The following is a 19,129-nucleotide window of genomic DNA, read 5'->3' as shown; positions in this document are numbered from 1 at the left end:
AAGATTTGCATATCTGTTCTCACCCTCGGATGATATTGTCGAGGTCGCTGGCGCTATTTTTCTGTAAAAGAGGTAACAATAGGCCTTAGTAACGGCATGACATCTTGCCGCCTCACTCGGGACCGGCGCAAAAAATGGATGCAGCTCGCTTCGCCAAAATTGCGAATGGCAGCTTCCACGTTGCGTGGAAAGACGACGAGCGCGTCTTCTACCGGGGATGGCAGAGCGACTCCGACGGCCGCCTTGCCCCCATACTAGTCGTGCGACCCTCCTCTGAGCATCCCCATCCCGCCATCATCGATCGCCTTACGCACGAATATGGATGGAAAAGCGAACTGGATTCAGCGTGGGCGGTACGGCCGCTCGACCTCCTTCAAGAGAGCGGTCGGACTGCCCTGGTCCTTGAAGATCCCGGTGGGGCGCCGCTCGCCGCGTCGATCGGCGCATCCTTGGACGTCGGAAGCTTCTTGCGCCTCGCCATCGGTATCGCTGTTGCGGTGGGCAAGCTGCACCGGCGGGGTCTCGTTCACAAGGATATCAAGCCGCAGAATATCATCGTAGATCCCACGAGAAGCGAAGTCAGGCTGACGGGATTCGGGATTGCGTCGCGGCTTCGGCGTGAACGACAAGTCATCCAGCCGCCTGAGACCATTGCGGGCACGCTGGCGTACATGGCGCCCGAGCAGACCGGCTGGATGAATCGCTCCATTGACTCACGCAGCGACCTCTATGCACTGGGCGTCACTCTGTACGAGCTGTTGACCGGGAGCTTGCCGTTCGCTGGCTCTGATCCCATGGACTGGGTGCACTGCCATATCGCGCGAAAGCCGATGACCGCTACTGATCGTCTAGGTAGTGTCCCGTCGGCGCTGTCGATGATCATCATGAAGCTGCTCGCCAAGACAGCCGAGGACAGATATCAGACCGCCGCTGGGCTCGCATGTGATTTGCGGCACTGTCTTGCGGAGCTCGAAGATCGGGGTCAAATCGAAGAGTTTCCTCTGGGCCTACACGACACATCCGACCGGTTGGTAATTCCAGAAAAACTGTACGGACGCGAGCGCGAGATCGAGACCTTGCTCGCCTCGTTCGATCGCATCGTAAAGGGCGGAGTGCCGGAGCTGGTGCTAGTGTCCGGCTATTCCGGTATCGGCAAGTCTTCAGTCGTCAATGAATTGCATAAAGTGCTGGTGCCGCCCCGCGCACATTTTGCATCCGGCAAGTTCGATCAGTACAAGCGTGACATTCCGTACTCGACTCTCGCGCAAGCCCTTCGGGGGTTGGTCCAACTGCTCCTAGCCAAGAGCGATGCAGAGTTAGCCGGCTGGCGGAACGCTTTTGCGGAGGCGCTGGGTTCGAGTGGCCGGCTGATCGCCGATCTCGTCCCCGAATTGTCCCTCATCATCGGCGAGCAGCCGCCGGTCGCAGAACTCGAGCCGCAGCAGGCGAAAGCGCGGTTCCAGCTCATGGTCCGTCGCTTCATCTCTGTCTTCGCCAAGCCCGAACATCCCTTGGCCTTGTTTCTTGACGATCTGCAATGGCTAGATGCAGCCACGCTCGAGCTTGTTGAGGATTTGCTGACGCAAACAGACGTCGGGCATCTGATGCTGATTGGCGCCTATCGCGACAACGAGGTCGACGCGGCTCATCCGATGGCGCGAAAGCTCGCCCTGATCCGGAGCTCCGTGGGGAAGGTGAGCGAGATCAAGCTTGGTCCTCTGCAGCAGGAGCAGGTGAGCCTGCTGATTGAGCACATGCTTCATGCAATGCCAAAAGACGCGGCGTCGCTGGGCAAACTAGTGCATGCGAAGACCGCCGGAAACCCGTTCTTCGTCATCCAGTTTCTCCACGCGCTTAACGCGGGGGGCTTGCTCGTATTCGATCATGATGTTGCACGCTGGACGTGGGATCTCAACCGTATTCGTTCCGAGCGTTACGCGGACAACGTAGCCGATCTCATGGCTGGAAGCCTCGCCCGCCTTCCGGACAAAACTCAACAAGCGCTGCAGCAGCTCTCCGTCGCTGGCACGGTTGCGGACGTCGCGACGCTTGCAATCGCGCTCGAATCGTCGCCCGACGGTGTGCACGCGGCGTTGTGGGAGGCACTCCGGGAGGAGCTGATAGAACGGCTGCCGAATGCTTACAGGTTCGCCCACGACCGGGTGCAGGAAGCCGCATATGCGCTGATCCCCCAGGGTGCGCGAGCGGCGGCCCATCTCAGGCTCGGCCGGCTTCTCATTGCGCAAACGCCGACGGAGAAGCGAGACGAGGCGATCTTCGATATCGTCCATCACCTGAACCGGGGCGCGGAGCTTATCATCTCCTGGGATGAGCGCGCGCGCCTGGCTGAGCTCAATCTGATCGCAGGCAAACGGGCGCACGCCTCAGCCGCGCACGCCTCGGCCATCGGCTATTTCGCTACTGGCACCGAAATGCTTCACGAAAGCCGGTGGCGGTCGCATTACGACCTTGCATTCGAACTCGAACGACTCCGAGCCGAGTGTGAGTTCCTTACCGGAGAAATCAGAGCTGCAGAGAAGAGGTTGTCGCTCCTCACCGGCCTTGCGCGAGACGGACGGGATCGGGCTCTGATCGCGTGCCAGCGCATGAGACTTTTGGCTGCAGTCGACAGAAGAGAGGAAAGTCTCGAGATCGGCCTAGATTGCCTGCGGTCTCTCGGCGTCGTTTGGTCATCTCATCCGTCCACACAGGAGATTGAAGAAGAATACCGGCGCCTATGGGATCTCATTGACGCTCGTGGGATTAGCAGCCTGATCGACTTGCCCGTCATGAATGATCCGTTGGGGCGAGCCAAGATGGACGTCCTCCTGGCCCTTAGCGAGCCTGCCTTTTGGACAGCAGACGGAAACCTGACGTGTCTGATAGTGGCGAAGGCGGTAAGCGTCAGCATTGAGCAGGGAAACACGGACGTATCCTGTTGGGCCTATGTCTGGTTCGGCAAGCTGCTGGGACGATTCGGCCGCCTTCGGGAGAGCATCGAATTTGGTCGCCTCGGTGTCGACCTGATGGAGAGACGCGGGCTGCATAGATTTCGTGCACGCGTCTATCGCGAGTATTCGCATGTCGTCGATCCGCGAGAGCGGGTGGCTGTGCTTCGGCGAGCTTTCGACGCCGCCAACGAACTCGGCGATCTCAATAGCGCCGGATATACCGCGTCCGGCCTGATCTCAGCGATGCTGGCGGCGGGGGAGCGCTTGCAGGATGCCCAGAAAGAAGCGGAACGACTGCTCGATTACCTAAACAGCGCCCATTTTGCTCTCTTGGCAAATATCGTCGCAGGGCAGCACGGTCTTATCCTCGCTCTCCGGGGCGTCGAATCGAACTTCGACGAGAGTCGGTTCGAGGAGCCGTTGGGACAACATGCGGGCCGCACGGTCGAGCTCGCCTGGCTTTTGATACGCAAGCTGCAACGCCTGTTCTTTTCGGGGGATCATTTGGGAGCCACTCTTGCGGCGCGAAAGGTCGAGCCGCTTCTGTGGTGGGCTGTCCCCTCCCATATCGCGGTATCCGAATTTCATTTCTATGCGGCCTTGGCGCGCGCTGCCGGCGCCGAGACTGTGTCGAGCGAGGAGCGAGGCGCGCTCGTAGAGGAGCTAAAGGTCCATCGCGATCATCTGGCATACGCGGCCGCTATCTACCCGGAGAGTTTGAAGAGCCAAGTTGCACTTGTAGCCGCTGAAATCGCTCGGATCGAGAGCCATCTGCTCGACGCTGAACAACTCTACGAGGAGGCGATCAGCTCGGCCGGAGCAAACGGCCTTGTTCATATTGAGGCGCTCGCAAATGAGCTCGCGGCGCGCTTCTATGGGAAGCGCGGATTTGAAAAAATAGCGCGCACCTATCTGCAGGAGGCTCGCTTTGGCTACCTACGTTGGGGCGCCGGCGGGAGGGTGAGACAACTCGAGGAACGGTATCCGGATCTGAGGGCGCAAGAGCCTGCGCCAAGTCCGACGGAAACGATTGGAGCGTCGATCGAACATCTCGATCTCGCAACCGTGATCAAGGTTTCGCAAGTCGTCTCTAGCGAGTTGGTGCTCGAGAAGTTGATTGATACCCTGATGTGCATCGCCATAGAGCAGGCTTGTGCCGAGCGGGGTTTGCTAATTCTTGCGCGTGGCGCTTCGCCACGGATTGTCGCAGAAGGCACCACTGCCGATGATCGGGTGGTTGTGCATCTGTGCGATGTGGCTGCAACGGAGGCCCTCTTGCCAGAGGCCGTGCTCCGATATGTCTTGCATTGTCAAGAGAGCATCGTCCTCGATGACGCCACCGAATCTGCGTTCGCAGCAGACCCCTACATCGTTAGTAGCGGAGTGCGGTCCGTTCTCTGCCTGCCCATGGTAAACCGGGGCGAACTCGTTGGCGCGCTTTACCTCGAAAACAACCTGACTCCCAGCGCCTTCGCACCGGGCCGTATGACCGCGCTGAGACTACTCGCGTCGCAGGCGGCTGTCTCCCTGGAGAATTCTCGACTTTATGGCGATCTGCAGAAGCAAGAGGCGAAGGTTCGGCGCCTCGTCGAAGCCAACATCATCGGGATCGTTTTCTTTGAACTTGATGGTCGCATCACAGAGGCAAATGATACCTATCTCCGCATGCTGGGAATCGACCGAAAGGAGTTGATGTCCGGTAGTGTGCTTTGGACGGATTACATACCGCCAGAGTGGCGCGACCGAATTGCGGAGGAGAGTGAGAACATAAAGATTGCTGGCACGGTGCAGCCGTACGAAAGGGAGTATTTGCGGAAGGATGGCGGCCGCGTGCCCGTGCTGGTCGGAGCAGCTCTCCTCGACAATGAGAATCAAGCCGTCGCTTTTGTTCTCGATTTGACTGAGCGGCGGCGGGCAGAGGCCGAGGCGCACGAAAGCGAGCGACGCTACCGCGAGACTCAGATGGAGCTCGCGCACGCGAATCGCGTCGCGACCATGGGTCAACTTTCGGCTTCGATCGCCCATGAGGTCAATCAGCCCGTCACGGCAATAATCGGCAGCGCTGAAGCGTCGCTGCGGTGGCTTGCCCATCAGCCGCCAAATCTAACGGAAGTTCAACGGCTATTGGAAAGGATCACCGAAGATGGCCGTCGGGTAGGTAGCGTTGTCGATCGTACACGCAATCTCGTAACAAAGGCACCGCTGCGGGCGGAGCGCATAAAATTCAACCAAATTGTCTCTGAAGTCGTTGAGCTCACGCGTGGTGAAGCCGCACGGAGTCACATCTCTATCCGTACGCAGTTGGCGAACGGCTTGCCGTTCGTTGAAGCCGATCGGACCCAGATGCAACAAGTGGTGCTCAATTTGATTGTCAATGCCGTACATGCCCTGGAAGAGGTCGGCCAAGCGCGCCGCGAGCTCTTGATCAGTTCGACTATGAAGGGCTCGGACGGCGTACTTGTATCCGTGCGAGATACGGGGAAGGGCATAAACCCCGAGCAACTCGACCGGCTCTTCGACCCATTCTTCACAACCAAGCCGGGCGGCATGGGAATGGGATTATCGATCTGTCGTTCAATCGTAGAGAGCCATGGAGGAAGAATTTGGGCGGAGGCAAATCTTCCGCAAGGCGCTGCCTTTCATTTCACCATCCCGAAGGCTCGGCAACAATAGCTCCGAAGACTGCACGCCAGAGGTCTCTGGTGTAGTCCCCAATCCGGACCCGGTACTTGCGCGCATCAACTCGCTGAATGTCCGCGCCCTGGCGTATGCGGTTCATGAGGCCTTGCGCGGTTGGTGTGCTCGCCGATGGCGAGACGAGTAATTTGCTCAATGGCATGTCGTTTCTTCTTCAATGCCGTGTTCTTACCCGCCGCAATCCCATCAAACGGACTCATGACTTAGATTCGCCGTTTCCTCGGCCGCGCGTGGATCGGAAGTTTCGCTGGCCCGCGGCCGGCGAGCCACACTTGGAGCCTGTCCAGGTACAGGTAACCACGGTGACTCCGGTCCAATAGTTCTACGGGACGCGAGGCGGTGTATGCTCAAACTTTCTTATATCGTGAGTCTTTTCGAATGAACGTCAAAGCCGTTATGGCGAAAATCCTACAAGCGGAGCTACTGGCACGCGGCGTGGATTCGCTAGCGCCGTCCGACTACGAAGCGATTGTAGAGCGGATGGTTGAGCAAATCAGTGAACTAGATTTGAAGTTGCGAGACATGAACGACGAGCCGTGAGAGACTGGCAACGGCAGGGGTTACCACTTTTTCCCGACGGTCTAGCTGAGAAGCATGTATTGTGTTATCTTTGCTCTTAAGGCGGACGGCAGGCTTACGAACTGTTGCCCGTCTGAATATTTGAGCCCTCGTGCCCCCGCCTCCGGACGTATTTCAAACAGTCCGTGGGGCAATGCTTAAGTCATTTCCCTCCGTCTTCCCAAACTCGGAGGCGGGTCTTTTTTCAGTGTTTTGGCCAATTCAATTTTGATGGGAGTCATTTTTTGAGAACCAAATCCCTGACGGTCATTTTGTCGCTAGTGATGTTGGCATCAAATTCGGCGTTAGCTCGCGATCCAGACGAAAAGTATGCGCAAGCCGATCCTGAAATGCACAGGTGGTTTCAGCAGTTGAAATCCGAAGAGGGCAAACCTTGCTGCGCACTCAGCGACGGTAACACCTTGCGAGACACTGACTGGCGAACTCGGGACGGCCACTATCAAGTCTTTATGGATGATGAGTGGGTTGACGTGCCCAACGCGGCTCTTGTTACGGCGCCCAATCGTTTCGGGCAAACAGTCGTTTGGCCATACCACGAAGATGGCCATCCCTTTGTTCGGTGCTTCATGCCCGGAAGCATGATGTAGGGCAATGAACAAGCGCGGATGGCAACGGCCATTTGATGATCCAATTCCGTTACCCGACGAGGAAGCTTCTCACATTGCATGACGCAGCAACATTCATCACGCAGTTGCCGAAGCGAGAACATGACTCGCTAGAATGGCTGGCAGCGATTGAAGCGCTGATGCTCGTTGCCGAGAAGGGCGGCCCGACGATGTTTGCACGCATTGGATTCATGCGTGCGTTGAACCGCGAGAAGAAAACCGAAGAGCGGAAGAGGCGGGAGAGGGCTTATCGGGTGGTGCACAAGCTTATCGCGCTCGGGGCGCCGATTGCATGTCGCCGCTGCCGGTCCCAGCACCGCGTTGTGCGGCGTCGGTGGCATTCCGCAGAGGCTTGTGTTGCGCGGTACGATGCACCGCGCGGGGGTGGATGTGACCGTTCCGCAGGTTCTCTCTTGCGCCGATCAAATCTCGGCAACCTCGACGATGGCCCTGGCGAAGGCCTGCGGCGCTTCCTGCGGCAGATTGTGTCCGATGCCGCCCCTGATGGTCCGGTGCTGATAGTTGCCCGAAGGAGATTGGTGGGGCCTTCCTAGTTCGGGGGCAAGATGATCGCCGAGATAGTATATTTGTCTGCCTTGGCTCTAGCCGAGGCCGCTTGGCTCTATGCTCTTGCAAAAACAACAATGGCGGTTGGCAATTGGATGATGTCCTAAGTGCATCGTCCTCCCAGATGGAATCTTCGGGAGATCAGAGAAGCGTCACCCCGGCGGCCCCGTCGCCGCTGTATTGTCCTAGAACACTCGCGCTTGGAAAGTCACACAGTAGATTTTCAGAATTTTTTCGCGTGGCCCCCCAGCGTGAAAAGCCCAGCCACCGAAGAGTTCGATATGTTGCCAGCATATTGCACCTCTTAGGACATGAGCGGCGCTCGGACCCGCGCCACGACTCTAGCGCTACGCGGTAGGTTAGAATGTGAAAAATATGTCAGGCGCTGCTCGGCTGGAGCTTTGGTCGGGGAGCAATACGGAAGTGCGGTCTTACTGCGCCGGCAAGCCGCGGGGCGGGTTCCGCGCGATCAGCGACTTGATCTTGTTGACGATTCGGATGGCGATGCCAAACGGGAACGGATAGTTCAGGCGAAGGAAGGTGAGCGTTTTCACATAGTCCTCGACGTGCCATCTGGCGTGCGCACCGCTGCGAAAAAATAAGACGTCATCAACGCCATAATGCTTCGGCGGCACGCCCTCGCTCTCAAGCACGATCGATCCTTCGAGGATCACGATGGTCTCGTCGAGATCGTAGTACCAGTTGAATTTGCCTTCGGTGCACGACCAGATCATGGTCTTGGCCGTGTTGCATGCGCTCGTCGACAGTAAGCGCGATCGAGCTTCCGGATTACCTTCGATGATCCAGGATGGCTCAATCGGCGACGGATCGAGATCCACCTTGTTGTAGTGCCACGCTTCAATGGGTGCGAACGGCATCGGTTTCTCCCCACGGCAGAGGATTGCGCGGCACTCAGCTTCCGAGTTTTCACGCGAGTGTGAAGAGGTATCTTTGCCGCGCCTCTAAGGAGGGTACCTCTTGCCTGTCATTGCGACTAGGAACAAGTGGCAATGGGCCGCGTTCGAACGCAGGTTTCGGCCCAGCCGGGCAACCTCGACCGGCCTAGTTTTTTTGCTTTCTCGCCTTGGGGTGAACCCGAACGAGGGCAAATGTCCGGTTCAGCGTTCTGCCGCGCAACAGCAACGAGGTCCTCAGGTTAAGCTTGATTTCGCGACCGCGGGTTAAATCTGGAACTTAGATCAGCGATGATCCTTGCACGACAGATCGGACTCGTTTCTAAGAAAAACTCGCGGGGCCGGGCCATCTCTCGACGGTCGACCAACCCCTAACCGTGCAGGTACGCAGGTCGAGCATCTGACCAACCCGCCCGGCTGCGAGAGACGTTCCTGGAATTGCAGTCGCGCCGCCAGCCACCTTTCCTAACGATCGCAATCATTCGCGCAAAGCAGACGTGGTGGCCGCGACACGAGGTCAGTGGATCTGAGTTTCAGTGAGGAGCGGCACCGGCGCTTGAGGCTGGAGAAACGCCGGTGCCGTCCAGGTGCCCATCCACCGATTCACTATATCGGGAAAAGTAAGCAGGTACGAGACAGCGCCGGTGCCCTAATCAGCGTCCGTTTCATTCTCTTCGTTTTCGGGAGCTCGAACGCTCCTGACGATAAGACCTAAGACGCTGCCTGCGATGATCAGCCAGTGAGGCATCTGCAATTCGGAGAGCATGTCCAGCGCTTTGCTTATTTGCCCTTCTTTGGCGTTCTTTGCTGCACAACCGTCATCAACCGCACCAAGCGCACTATTCGTCGCACGCTGTCGCCGAAGCGCCGCGATGGGGCGTGCTTCTGCATCTTAAAGACCACATTGCGAATGCGACTTAGCAAATGAGGCTCCTCTTACCCTCAGGCCGTGGCGAGGCCTCGACGCTCGGGCCTAGTGAAAGGCCGCAGCCGTCTACGTCGCCGTGGGGGCTCAGGGGGAGCTGAGACCAACTTGCTCGGCCAACCGTGGCTGATCTTGGCCAACATGCCCTAGGGCCGCCCCGCGCGGCGATTGGGCAATCGGTCTAACTCGGATTTGCCGCCTAGGGGTTGAACTAGCGTTTCGCCTTCAGCCCGTCCAGCCTATCCTGCTCGGTTCGCGCGAGGGCTTTAGCGTGTGCCTCGGGTGCGGCTACCGACCATTTTCGGGGCGCGTGTGGCGTTGTCGCCCCAATAGAAAAATCGAGATGAGCGTCCATCCGGAAAGCGCACTTCAAAACCTCCGCAATCGGCCACTGCCTCGTGACGAATGATGCGGATGCGATTCACGCGAAGGCCTCCTTTCGCACGCTATAGAAGGGTGGCTCCGGCTCTTCACCTTGATCCAGTGATCGCACCGGCCGACCTTGTAGGCGCGCTCGCGGTGCTTAGAGACCAAACCCTCGAGCCCCATGCGGTAGGCAGCCTTGAACAGTTCCGGCCCGATCTCACCGTGCTCGAACGGCGCCACGAAGATGCCCTCCGGCCGCCCGCGCAGGAGCTGCGCGCCAAGTTTTGCTTCCGTATAAACAGGGGCAGCCGCCGAATATCGTCGCCGCCTAGCGTCAGGATGTCGAAGGCGTAGAGTTGAACCTCATGGTCAACCTTGCGAGAATGCAGGGCGTTGAAATCCGAGATCCCGTCTACACCCAGCATGACGGCTTCGCCGTCCAGGATAAACCGAGACTGCCGGATCTTCCTCGCCGTCTCGACGATCCATGGATACCGATTGGCCCAGTCATCGCCGCCCTTCGAAAGCAGCCGCACCCGGTCGCCATCACGCTCTAAGCGCACGCGATAGCCGTCGTATTTGATCTCGTGGAGCCAGTCAGGTCCGGCCGGGACTTCTTGGTCACGAGTACGTAGAACTCAATGTGCTTCATGGCGAGCATCTATGCATCGCCAGCCCAAAAGCGAGTCTCAGAACTCTTGCAGCGGCAACAACAGTTGCACGCCAATTGGCCGGCCAGTGAAGCGCTCGATGAACTCCCGCACGGGCTCCGTAACCGCGTGGCCTTCAACGACCCTCTGTTCCAGTTCTTGCGCCACGTCCTCGGAGGCATCGCGCGACCAGCCCTCCAGCGGATTGAAAGCCACCACGCGTAGGGGATGGTCGTACTGACCAGTGAGGAAGTCGCTGATCAGGGTCCGGTAATCAGTTTTGTCCTCGTCGGTCTCGCGCCAGGCCGGGCCGCTGCTGAAATCCTCCAGCACCAGGTACATGTCACGATCGAGCCGATCGGCCGGAATGATCGAGGGCAAGGTACGCATACGCAACTCCGTGACGCGGAACCGCTGATTTCGCCCAGGCGTTGGGCTAGGTCGAAAGGAGAGCCATCATGGCAAAGGCGAGGAAACAAACAAGTCGGGGCCGCAAGCAAGATCGCGCGAGGGTGGCCGGCGGCCAAGGCTACGAGGTTCGTTATGAGGCCAAGAAGACCGGCAGATCCGGTGCAGCAGTGAAGAAGGCCGTCAGAAAGGTTGGTGTTAGCCGGAAGAAAGTCGAGGCAGTCTCGCCAGAGGAAAGCGTTAGTACCCGGGCTGATTGGGCTTAAGTCACTATCACTCACGCATTTCACGCATGCTTCGGCGAACATGGCAGGATGCCGCAATGACTACTCGCGCGAATCCTTACGCTGTCTCCGCTATGCAGTACTTGGTGTGGGCACTAGAGGACATCGAAAAGACCGGCGATCTCAAGGCAGCGCACCACGCTCGCCTTGCCTTGGAAGCGCTGCGCAACCGGCCTAATCGACCAATTGATGGCGAGCATGCGCCATGAGCCTCCGATTTGTTACTAAACTCCCTAATCAGCCGATCTCAGTAGGCGCACGTGCGTGCCGCTCTCCGCCCCTCCCGCTGCCGCCAGTGGCCTACCGGTCGTCCCACGCGCTCCTAGGCGGCTGGTAACCGTTACTATTCCACCAACTCTGAGGCGCCTGACGCCGCGCGGCGTCGTTACTCCACCAGCTATTCGGAACAGAACTTGGAGGGCTCTGCTGGATCGAAAGCCTCTGTTGCGTGATAATTTTGACCCTAGGTGGGCCACCGGCCCCGGCTCCCGGATCGATGCTGTCGGAGCCTCCTCCCATGCCTTGGGCATATGCAAAGCCAATCGGCGCGCCCACCAACAAGGTCGCCACTAGAATCATCTTCATTTCAGGGCCTCCTCGGTTTGTGTCGCGTCAACCGAGCGAGTTCGCACTGTATCACATACCTCCATGTCTGAGGTCTATTGCCGACCTAACACCGGCAATCAACATTGAGTGTTGTTGAGTCAATCCACGAGCGCGCAATGGTGCCGCCGCCGCTTGGTGTTGATGCCGACGAAGAGGGTCATTGATCCCTCTTCGGTTTGCGCCGGCCCAAATGCCGTTCCTTTCTCTTCGGATTGAGCGATTCAGCGTGCAACTATCCGGAGATCTTGGACAGACGACGCAATAGAGCGGCGGCTCCTCACCTCCTGATGCCTCATGGCGAGTCGCCAGTTCGTGCGATGAAAACTGTCACAAGCCCCTAGCTCGGATTTTGGGATTTTGGGCGTTATCGCAACGGAGGCTCAGATTTTGAAGATCGTTTCGCTCATCGGTTAGGGCCGAGCCTTCAAAGTATATGGCCAAAGCGGGACGCGATAAATCTTGAAGCCAGCGATTTCAGGAAACCCGTCCGCTGCGTCCGCAGACACGAGGGCCAGCACAGCAGCCGTCACCTCGCCATTGCTAAGCCGATCGATCGCCGCGGTGTGTCCTGCACTCACTTTGATTGAGACCCTTCCTGCCACAACAAACCCGACCCAAACATCAACGCTGGATGCAGAATACCTTTCATCCATCGCAACATTTTTACCCGCAAGATCGGTTACCGACTTGATCTCCGGACGAGCCATTACAACGGCAACCAAAAGGTCCGCGGGTTCGCCATCGTCATGTGCAGCTGCCGAATCCGCAACCGTCATTCGCTCCGCGACCTCGGTCGCAGCCGCCACCTGCTCCTGTAGGGTTCTGCTTTTAGAATTCGGAGAGAGAACCACAGTGGATTGCCCTATCGTGCCCAAATCCGCAGCGGCTTTGCTTTTCGGCTCGAGTCGCGTCCTCAATGAGGGAGGCGGGAGCGGGATGCGAGTTGCCGTAGGCTCAGTTTTTGCTCTGATGCTTGCAGGTTTTGTTTTCTTGGTGATGAAACGGGAAGCCCTGTCACGGCCCCGAAGAGGCGGCGGCTTTTCGCTCTTGAGCTTGGTTTCTGTCGGCGCATCGGACTTGAATGACGCGAATTCGATCGGCTGATGAGCCGCCGTTCTGGGAAAACAGGCGAACTGGCGTTCGTCAGTGCACGGTACTGTACCCGCCTGCTGTCGTGGTTGACGGCTGCAGCCGACCAAGGTCGCCGCGAGCGCGATCATGAGAAGCGCCCTCAATCAATCCTCCTAGAGGATGAATGTCCGCCGTCATTCGTCTTGCGTATTGATCTCCGCGCTGGGGTCTACCTTTTGTGCAAAAACGTTAAGGGCGCACTAACCATCGGGGTCCTTAATGCGCGATCCCCCATATGGTTAATGTCGGCACGGCCGTGGCAACTTCGATTTGCACCTAGCGAATTTCCGTCGCCTACGTCAGAACCGGCCATATGTCAGCTTGTGTGGGCTGAGTCGCGATGTCCTAGTCTGGCCCCTCGCGTCATTTGCAGCTTCTGCACAAATGCGGGCGCTATTGGGACCGAAGCGGACATCGATTGGTAGCGAGCACTGCCCGGCTCAGTCGCGAATGACCCAACTGCGACATTCTGGTTACGGATCGCTGGCAAGAAGTCGGGCGAAGGCAATGTTTGGCGAAGAAGCCAACAGCTAGGCCCCAGAGGAAATCACCTAGGCGCTCGGTAGCGTTCAAGCTCAGTACAGTAAATGTACCGTGTGTGAGAGATATGCCGTCATTTACTGAGGCTCCGGCGGGCACTCTGGGCAACCATTATCCATTAAGGACCGATGAGATCGGACGACGGACCGCGGGACAGGTGAAGCGTGCTGTTCTGCGCCACAAACGAGCCAATCCAGCTAGAACTGGACAATACCGGGAAAGAGGAACGATGTCCGACCAGAGCAACCAATCATTCGGTGTCGCCGTTCTCGGAGCCGGTGCAATGGGATCCTTATTCGGGGGCAGTCTCTTCGAGGCCGGAGCAGATGTCACCCTAATCGACCTCGATGTCCCTCATGTCGAATCGATTCGCAAGAACGGCCTCAACCTCAAGACAGATGCAGGCGAGCGCCGCATTCACGTCCCGGTGCTGTTTCCCTCCGAGGTGAATGCCATCTACGACCTTGTCATCGTCTTCACGAAGGCGATGCACACGAAGCAGGCACTAACCGCCATACGTAGCTCGATCGGCCCAAACACGGCGCTCTTGAGCCTGCAAAACGGGCTCGATAACAAGCTTGTTCTCACCGAGTTCGCCGATCCTCGAAATGTGCTGATCGGCATCACAACTTACCCCGCCGATATTAGGGGGCCGGGCAGCGTCGAATCTCACGGTCGCGGCGTTGCTCGGCTTGCGGCGGCAGGCGAACCTGCGTCGTCGACGCTGGACCTCCTTCCCGCTCTCTTCGCGCGGAGCGGGCTCAATGCGGCAATCGATCCACATGCCGAAACGGCGATCTGGGAGAAGGTCGCGTTCAACGCCGCTTTGAACGGCCTTTGCGCAATCACCGGATCAGGGGTGGGTCAAATCGGCGCGCACACGGAAACGCGGGCGTTGGCTTTTCAGATTGTCTCGGAGGTTTGTAGTACGGCGATCGCCTGCGGCTTTGCCGTTGAGCAGCAGCATGTGGAAGAGATGTTAGCCGATGCGCTCGCACACCACATCCATCATAAGCCTTCCATGCTTCAAGATGTCATTGCAGGTAGACCCACCGAGATCGAGGCGATATGCGGCACGGTGGTCCGCCATGCAGACGAGCGTGGCATAGCAACCCCTGTTACCCGAACAATCCTGGGGCTCGTACGGCATATCGACTGGCGTGCAGCCACTGCGCGAGATCACCAGACCAGTCCAGCGGTGATCGTTCAGAACGATAGTTAGACTATTAGCGCGGCACCGAATTCCGTCGGTTCAGCGGCAAGCGCGTTCTGCGAGGCATGGGAAGGGCATGCCAATGCGCGGGACCGGCAGGCATTCGTACAGATCGCCTCGATGCGTTTGAGCAGCGTTTTTTGCTGCACTGCATGAGTCCGCAGATGGCCCTTCGCGTCATTTGCTGCGTGCTCAATAGCGGTCGCTATCGGGGCCGAAGCGGACATCGATTGGTAGCGAGCACTGCCCGGCTCAGTCGCGAATGACCTTGAACGGATATTAGGTCGTTGGTGGCCTGTGCAGATGCGGTGACCGAATTGGCTCTCTGCTGTGTTGTTTTCTGGCGTCATCTGCTACAGGTTGCTGTGCTGAAACTCAGGCAGCCGCTCTGTTCTTAATTGCTTCAATGATCGCGGTCCCCAGCACCGCCAGCAACCACGTGCGAAACAATATCGCCGACAGCGTAGGCTGCACCTCGACAGAGGTGAATAATCCGCCTTTGGGGAGCGAAGCAAACCCAATTGTACTCAAGGCGAGTTCTTCGGATTTTGACTCGTGGCAGACCTAGCGACCGTGCACATATCGGCTGTACTCGACGCGGCAGGACCTAGTCCATCGATGGGTAACGGGAGGAGATGGCTGTGCGGCTGGGTTCGCGACCTTTGATATTGCGTGCGGCGGGCATCGCGCTGATAGCCATTGGGTTGTTCGCTCTGACTGCACCGATAGCGGTCGGGCAATGGTCACTCGTTTTGCTAGGCATTCCCGTGATAGCGCTGAGTGTGATCGAAGCTTACTCGGCATTCATGTCGCCGCGGAGAACCGACATGAGCGCGTACATACCCAGTGCGCTGGCGTTGGTGGCCGGGAATCTGCTGCTACTCAGTTCCGCGCTCGTCCTTGACGGCCTGTTAATTCTCCTGATTGCCATCCTGGTGTTCGACGGTATTGCCAAGATCCTACCGGTTGGTCGCGGTGCTTCTCTGGGGTGGGCGCCGACCATCTTGAACGGGTTGATCGACTTCGGGAGTGCCGCTTTGCTGTGGTACCTAAGCCGTGTCGTTGGGACTGAACGTGCAATAGGCATCATCGTTGCTATCTTCATTCTTGCTACGGGTTGGCGATTGGTGATGGCACCATTCGAGACGGCGTCTGTCGCTGCCGCCTCCAGCGATCCGAAGATGCACCCCGACGCCGCGCTCGGGCTTCCTGCAGATGAAACCTTCGCGCGTCTCCAGCAAGAAATCGACAATACGGCACCGGCGGTGCGCTCGACCACCCTGCTCTGGATGTTGACCCTGATCGGCGTCTTCTTCGCCATCCACGCAGGTCGTATGCCAACGTCAGACACCGTGCTTGGCATCATCTCCCCGGTTGTCGCCACGATAGGCGACATCCTTATGACCGTGGGAGTTGCGGCGGTGGTGGTGCTTCCGTTCCGGCTGCTGTTGAGGCGACTCACGAGACCATTGGAACGGCTGGCCTGGTCAATCAGCTTGGGGACAAATTCCAATGCGAGGCCACTGAACCCGATCGCCCAATGGTTCCTGACCAATTGGCTCTCGCAACGCTTCAGCTTTACGTTGCGATTGCGTAAAGCACGAACGTCGCTGTTGTCGGCCCTCGTTCTCGTTCTTTATCTCGGATTGCCATTGACGGCCTTCTTCGTGGCGTTCAATCCAGTGTGGGGTTTCAGCTGGTACTTCAACTCAGAAAGCTGGGCGAGCGCCGTCTACCAGAAGCTAACTGAAGTTCGCGTCGATCCCTGGCGCGCCAGCATGGTTGATGCGGTGAAAACCGGCTACGGAGGTGGCGACGAATTGTTTCGCATCCAACCGGGCGGGGTAGATGGTGCCGGGGATTTCAGCTTCTTTGTTATCGGGGATCCGGGCGAGGGCGACCCTTCGCAATACTCGCTGGTATCCAATTATCTCAGGCTTGGATCGAATGATGATGTAAAATTCTTGGTCGTGTCTTCCGACGTAATCTACCCGGCGGGATCCATGCACGACTATGAAGCGAACTTCTATCTGCCGTTTCACGGTTTCAGTAAACCGATCTACGCAATCCCTGGCAATCATGACTGGTTTGATGCCCTTGAGGGATTCAACGCTAACTTCCTTGAACCGAAGGCAGCGCGCGCGGCACTGGAGGCGCGCGTCCATGCCGACCTCGGGCTGACCACTACAAACCCGAACAGGATTGATCGGTTGATTGCAGAGGCCGCGCGCTTGAGGGATCTCTATCACCTGAAGGTTGGCGCTCAGCGAGCTCCGTTTTTTGAATTGCAGACCGATGGATTTGCTCTGTTGGCCATCGACACCGGAATCTTGCGCTCGGTGGACGAGCGTCAATGGGCTTGGCTCGAACGAGCGCTCGAGCGAGGCCAGGGAAAGTTTATCATGGCCATTGTGGGCCATCCGCGCATCGCCGGTGGACACGATCTTCCGCGAATAGCAGAAGGCCATAGTGTTGCTGAATCAGCAGAAAGACTCGCCGCGCTTTATCGGCTCCTTGCCAAGCATAAGGTAGGGATAGCCATGGCCGGCGATACGCACGATTTTGAGTACTACCGAGAGAGGATCGGCGACGACCCCAGCCGCGTAATGCATCATTTCGTAAATGGAGGTGGCGGGGCTTACCTTAGCATCGGCACCGCACTCGATTTCCCTGATCGGCCGCCCGTTGCCGATTGGGCGTTTTATCCTCGAACCGATCGACTCCGGGCCAAGCTAGATGGAGAAACGCCGCTATGGAAGCAGCCGTTCTGGCAATGGATCAAGTGGCTCAAGGGATGGCCGGTCAGAGTCGAGACTTTGTCCGGGCTCTTCGACTTCAACCGCGCCCCGTTCTTTCAGAGTTTCATGGAGGTCCGGGTCGAGCGATCGAAAGGACGTATCGTTCTCAACCTCTATGGTGCAGACGGTCCGCTGCGTTGGCGCGATCTGCAGGTTGGTGGCGCGCTCCCACCACCAGAGGCAATTCAAGATGATTTCGTTGCGTTCACAGTACCCTTCGAAAGCAGGCCCAAATAGGAAATTTGCTTCTAATTGTGAAGGGTAGCGGAAGATCAACGACAACTCTCAACCTGACTACCTAATGCAAGTGCACGTCCGCTTATGGCCATCGCGCCATTTGCTGCTTTTGTACAAATGCGGGCGCTATCGGGACCGAAGCGGACATCGATTGGTAGCGAGCACTGCCCGGCTCAATCGCGAATGACCCGGAGCCGACTTCCCAAATTACCTGCTCGGTTCTTGACTCCAATCACTAGCCCTACCATGTTGCATTGCACAACAATATTTGCGATGCAATATAGGGGTGCGGCCGATGCGCGATGTCCGCGAGGTTCTTTGCTCTCTTCAGGCGTTCCGAAGCGAATTCGAAAGCCTTCTTTCAGCTGCCCGAAAGAAGGCGGCGCGCGCTGCCGGTGCGCCCGAACGCCCGACCCGGCTGCGCGAACTCACCGGGTTTGGTGCAAATCCAGGCAACCTTCGTATGTTCGCCTACGCGCCCAAAGACCTGCCACCTAAGGCGCCATTGGTGATCGCGCTCCATGGCTGCACCCAGACCGCCGCCGAGTATGACAACGGTACAGGCTGGTCGTCGCTCGCCGACAGCCTCGGCTTCGCGGTCGTCTATCCGCAGCAGCAGGCCATCAACAATCCGAAAAGTTGCTTCTCGTGGTTTTTGCCGGGCGATACCGCACGCGGCCATGGCGAGGCGCTTTCGATCAGGGAGATGGTCGAGCACGCCATCGCGACATTTGCCGCCGATCGCCGCAGAGTTTTTGTGACCGGCCTCTCGGCCGGCGGCGCCATGGCTTCGGTTATGCTCGCAACATACCCGGAGGTTTTTGCCGGCGGCGCCATCATTGCCGGACTGCCCCATGGGTGCGCCAGCAACGTTCAACAAGCATTTGAGGCCATGTTCACGGAGCAGGGACATGCTGCGCGGGCGCTTGGCGATCGCGTTCGGACCGCATCCAGACATCGCGGGCCGTGGCCGAAAATCTCAGTCTGGCATGGCACCAACGATCCGATCGTAAGACCCTCCAATGGTGAAGACATCATTCGGCAATGGGCCAACGTGCAAGGGCTTTCGGAGAGTCCCTCACGTCATGAAATCATCGAGGGCTACCCGCACCGCGTATGGAGCGACGCAAACGGTGAGGCATTGATCGAGGCGTTTTCCATCAGCGGCATGGCGCATGGCGTACCGCTCGCGACGACGACGAAAGAGAGTTGCGGCTCTGCCGGCGCATTTTTTCTCGATGTGGGAATCTCCTCCACACATCACATCGCACGCTTCTTTTGCCTGCACGAATCTCTGCTTGAAATGCCGCGCGTCGCGGCGCTGGTGTTAGCAACTATTGTGACTCCAACTGATCGCCGTGCTTTAGTCATCGCTGGAGCGGCCGCCGAGGGCGCGCACGGTTCGGCCGAAGCCTCGTTTGCCGAGGGTGAAGAGCGGCGGACGCGATACCCGCTCGACCCCAACGCCGTGATCGCGGCGGCCTTCAAGGCCGCAGGTCTCCCTGTTCCGGAGGTTCCCACAGCGCCGCCCGGCACGCCACCGCGCGTTGCACCCGGCCCGATCATCGCGGCGGCCTTGAAGGCCGCCGGGCTGGTGCAGGGTTAATTCCGCCCAACGCTCGCCCTGACAACTGTATAGTGGAGCGAGCGGCCAGCGA

At 58.3% G+C, this 19,129-nt stretch carries 11 protein-coding genes and 1 pseudogene; 7 read left to right on the top strand and 5 right to left on the bottom strand.

Annotated features, from left to right (window positions below):
• Window positions 1-134 precede the first annotated feature (134 nt).
• From SO156_RS17075 to SO156_RS17065, 3 genes are all read left to right on the top strand, one after another.
• Window positions 135-5,624: a trifunctional serine/threonine-protein kinase/ATP-binding protein/sensor histidine kinase gene (locus SO156_RS17075; RefSeq protein WP_498535603.1), complete on the top strand. Its 5,490-nt coding sequence runs from the start codon at window positions 135-137 to the stop codon at window positions 5,622-5,624.
• A 402-nt stretch (window positions 5,625-6,026) separates the two neighbouring features.
• Window positions 6,027-6,188, top strand: coding sequence for a hypothetical protein (locus tag SO156_RS17070; protein WP_498535602.1), 162 nt, complete (start codon window positions 6,027-6,029; stop codon window positions 6,186-6,188).
• A 263-nt stretch (window positions 6,189-6,451) separates the two neighbouring features.
• Window positions 6,452-6,814: a hypothetical protein gene (locus tag SO156_RS17065; protein ID WP_498535601.1), complete on the top strand. Its 363-nt coding sequence runs from the start codon at window positions 6,452-6,454 to the stop codon at window positions 6,812-6,814.
• Window positions 6,815-7,254: 440 nt separating this feature from the next.
• On the opposite strand, the pseudogene SO156_RS17060 reads toward SO156_RS17065, so the two are convergent.
• From SO156_RS17060 to SO156_RS17045, 4 genes and pseudogenes are all read right to left on the bottom strand, one after another.
• A pseudogene (locus tag SO156_RS17060) lies at window positions 7,255-7,383 on the bottom strand (alpha/beta fold hydrolase); the annotation flags it as partial.
• 447 nt (window positions 7,384-7,830) lie between these two features.
• On the bottom strand, window positions 7,831-8,277 hold the full coding sequence (locus SO156_RS17055) for a cupin domain-containing protein (RefSeq protein ID WP_498535600.1): 447 nt from the start codon (window positions 8,275-8,277) through the stop codon (window positions 7,831-7,833).
• A 1,431-nt stretch (window positions 8,278-9,708) separates the two neighbouring features.
• The gene (locus SO156_RS17050; protein WP_498535599.1) at window positions 9,709-10,167 is read right to left on the bottom strand and encodes an ATP-dependent DNA ligase; all 459 of its coding nucleotides are present in this window, start codon (window positions 10,165-10,167) and stop codon (window positions 9,709-9,711) included.
• 126 nt (window positions 10,168-10,293) lie between these two features.
• Window positions 10,294-10,644, bottom strand: a complete 351-nt coding sequence (locus SO156_RS17045) for a hypothetical protein (protein ID WP_498535598.1) — start codon at window positions 10,642-10,644, stop codon at window positions 10,294-10,296.
• A gap of 68 nt (window positions 10,645-10,712) precedes the next feature.
• Between SO156_RS17045 and SO156_RS17040 the strand changes: the two genes are divergently transcribed.
• Window positions 10,713-10,928, top strand: a complete 216-nt coding sequence (locus SO156_RS17040) for a DUF3606 domain-containing protein (protein WP_498535597.1) — start codon at window positions 10,713-10,715, stop codon at window positions 10,926-10,928.
• A gap of 1,034 nt (window positions 10,929-11,962) precedes the next feature.
• Here the strand turns inward: SO156_RS17040 and SO156_RS17035 are convergent.
• Window positions 11,963-12,772, bottom strand: coding sequence for a substrate-binding domain-containing protein (locus SO156_RS17035; RefSeq protein WP_458151145.1), 810 nt, complete (start codon window positions 12,770-12,772; stop codon window positions 11,963-11,965).
• Between the two features lie 680 nt (window positions 12,773-13,452).
• Here SO156_RS17035 and SO156_RS17030 point away from each other — a divergent pair.
• From SO156_RS17030 to SO156_RS17020, 3 genes are all read left to right on the top strand, one after another.
• Window positions 13,453-14,445 (top strand): ketopantoate reductase family protein, encoded by a 993-nt coding sequence (locus tag SO156_RS17030; protein WP_458151144.1) that lies wholly within the window; start codon window positions 13,453-13,455, stop codon window positions 14,443-14,445.
• Between the two features lie 626 nt (window positions 14,446-15,071).
• Window positions 15,072-17,471: a metallophosphoesterase gene (locus SO156_RS17025; RefSeq protein WP_498535596.1), complete on the top strand. Its 2,400-nt coding sequence runs from the start codon at window positions 15,072-15,074 to the stop codon at window positions 17,469-17,471.
• Window positions 17,472-17,766: 295 nt separating this feature from the next.
• Complete coding sequence (locus SO156_RS17020) at window positions 17,767-19,077, top strand: extracellular catalytic domain type 1 short-chain-length polyhydroxyalkanoate depolymerase (protein WP_498535595.1); 1,311 nt, start codon at window positions 17,767-17,769, stop codon at window positions 19,075-19,077.
• Window positions 19,078-19,129 lie beyond the last annotated feature (52 nt).

The sequence above is a fragment of the Bradyrhizobium sp. UFLA05-125 genome, assembly GCF_059803515.1.
Note: the sequence above shows the minus strand (reverse complement) of the source record. Positions and strands in the feature narration are given on the sequence as shown.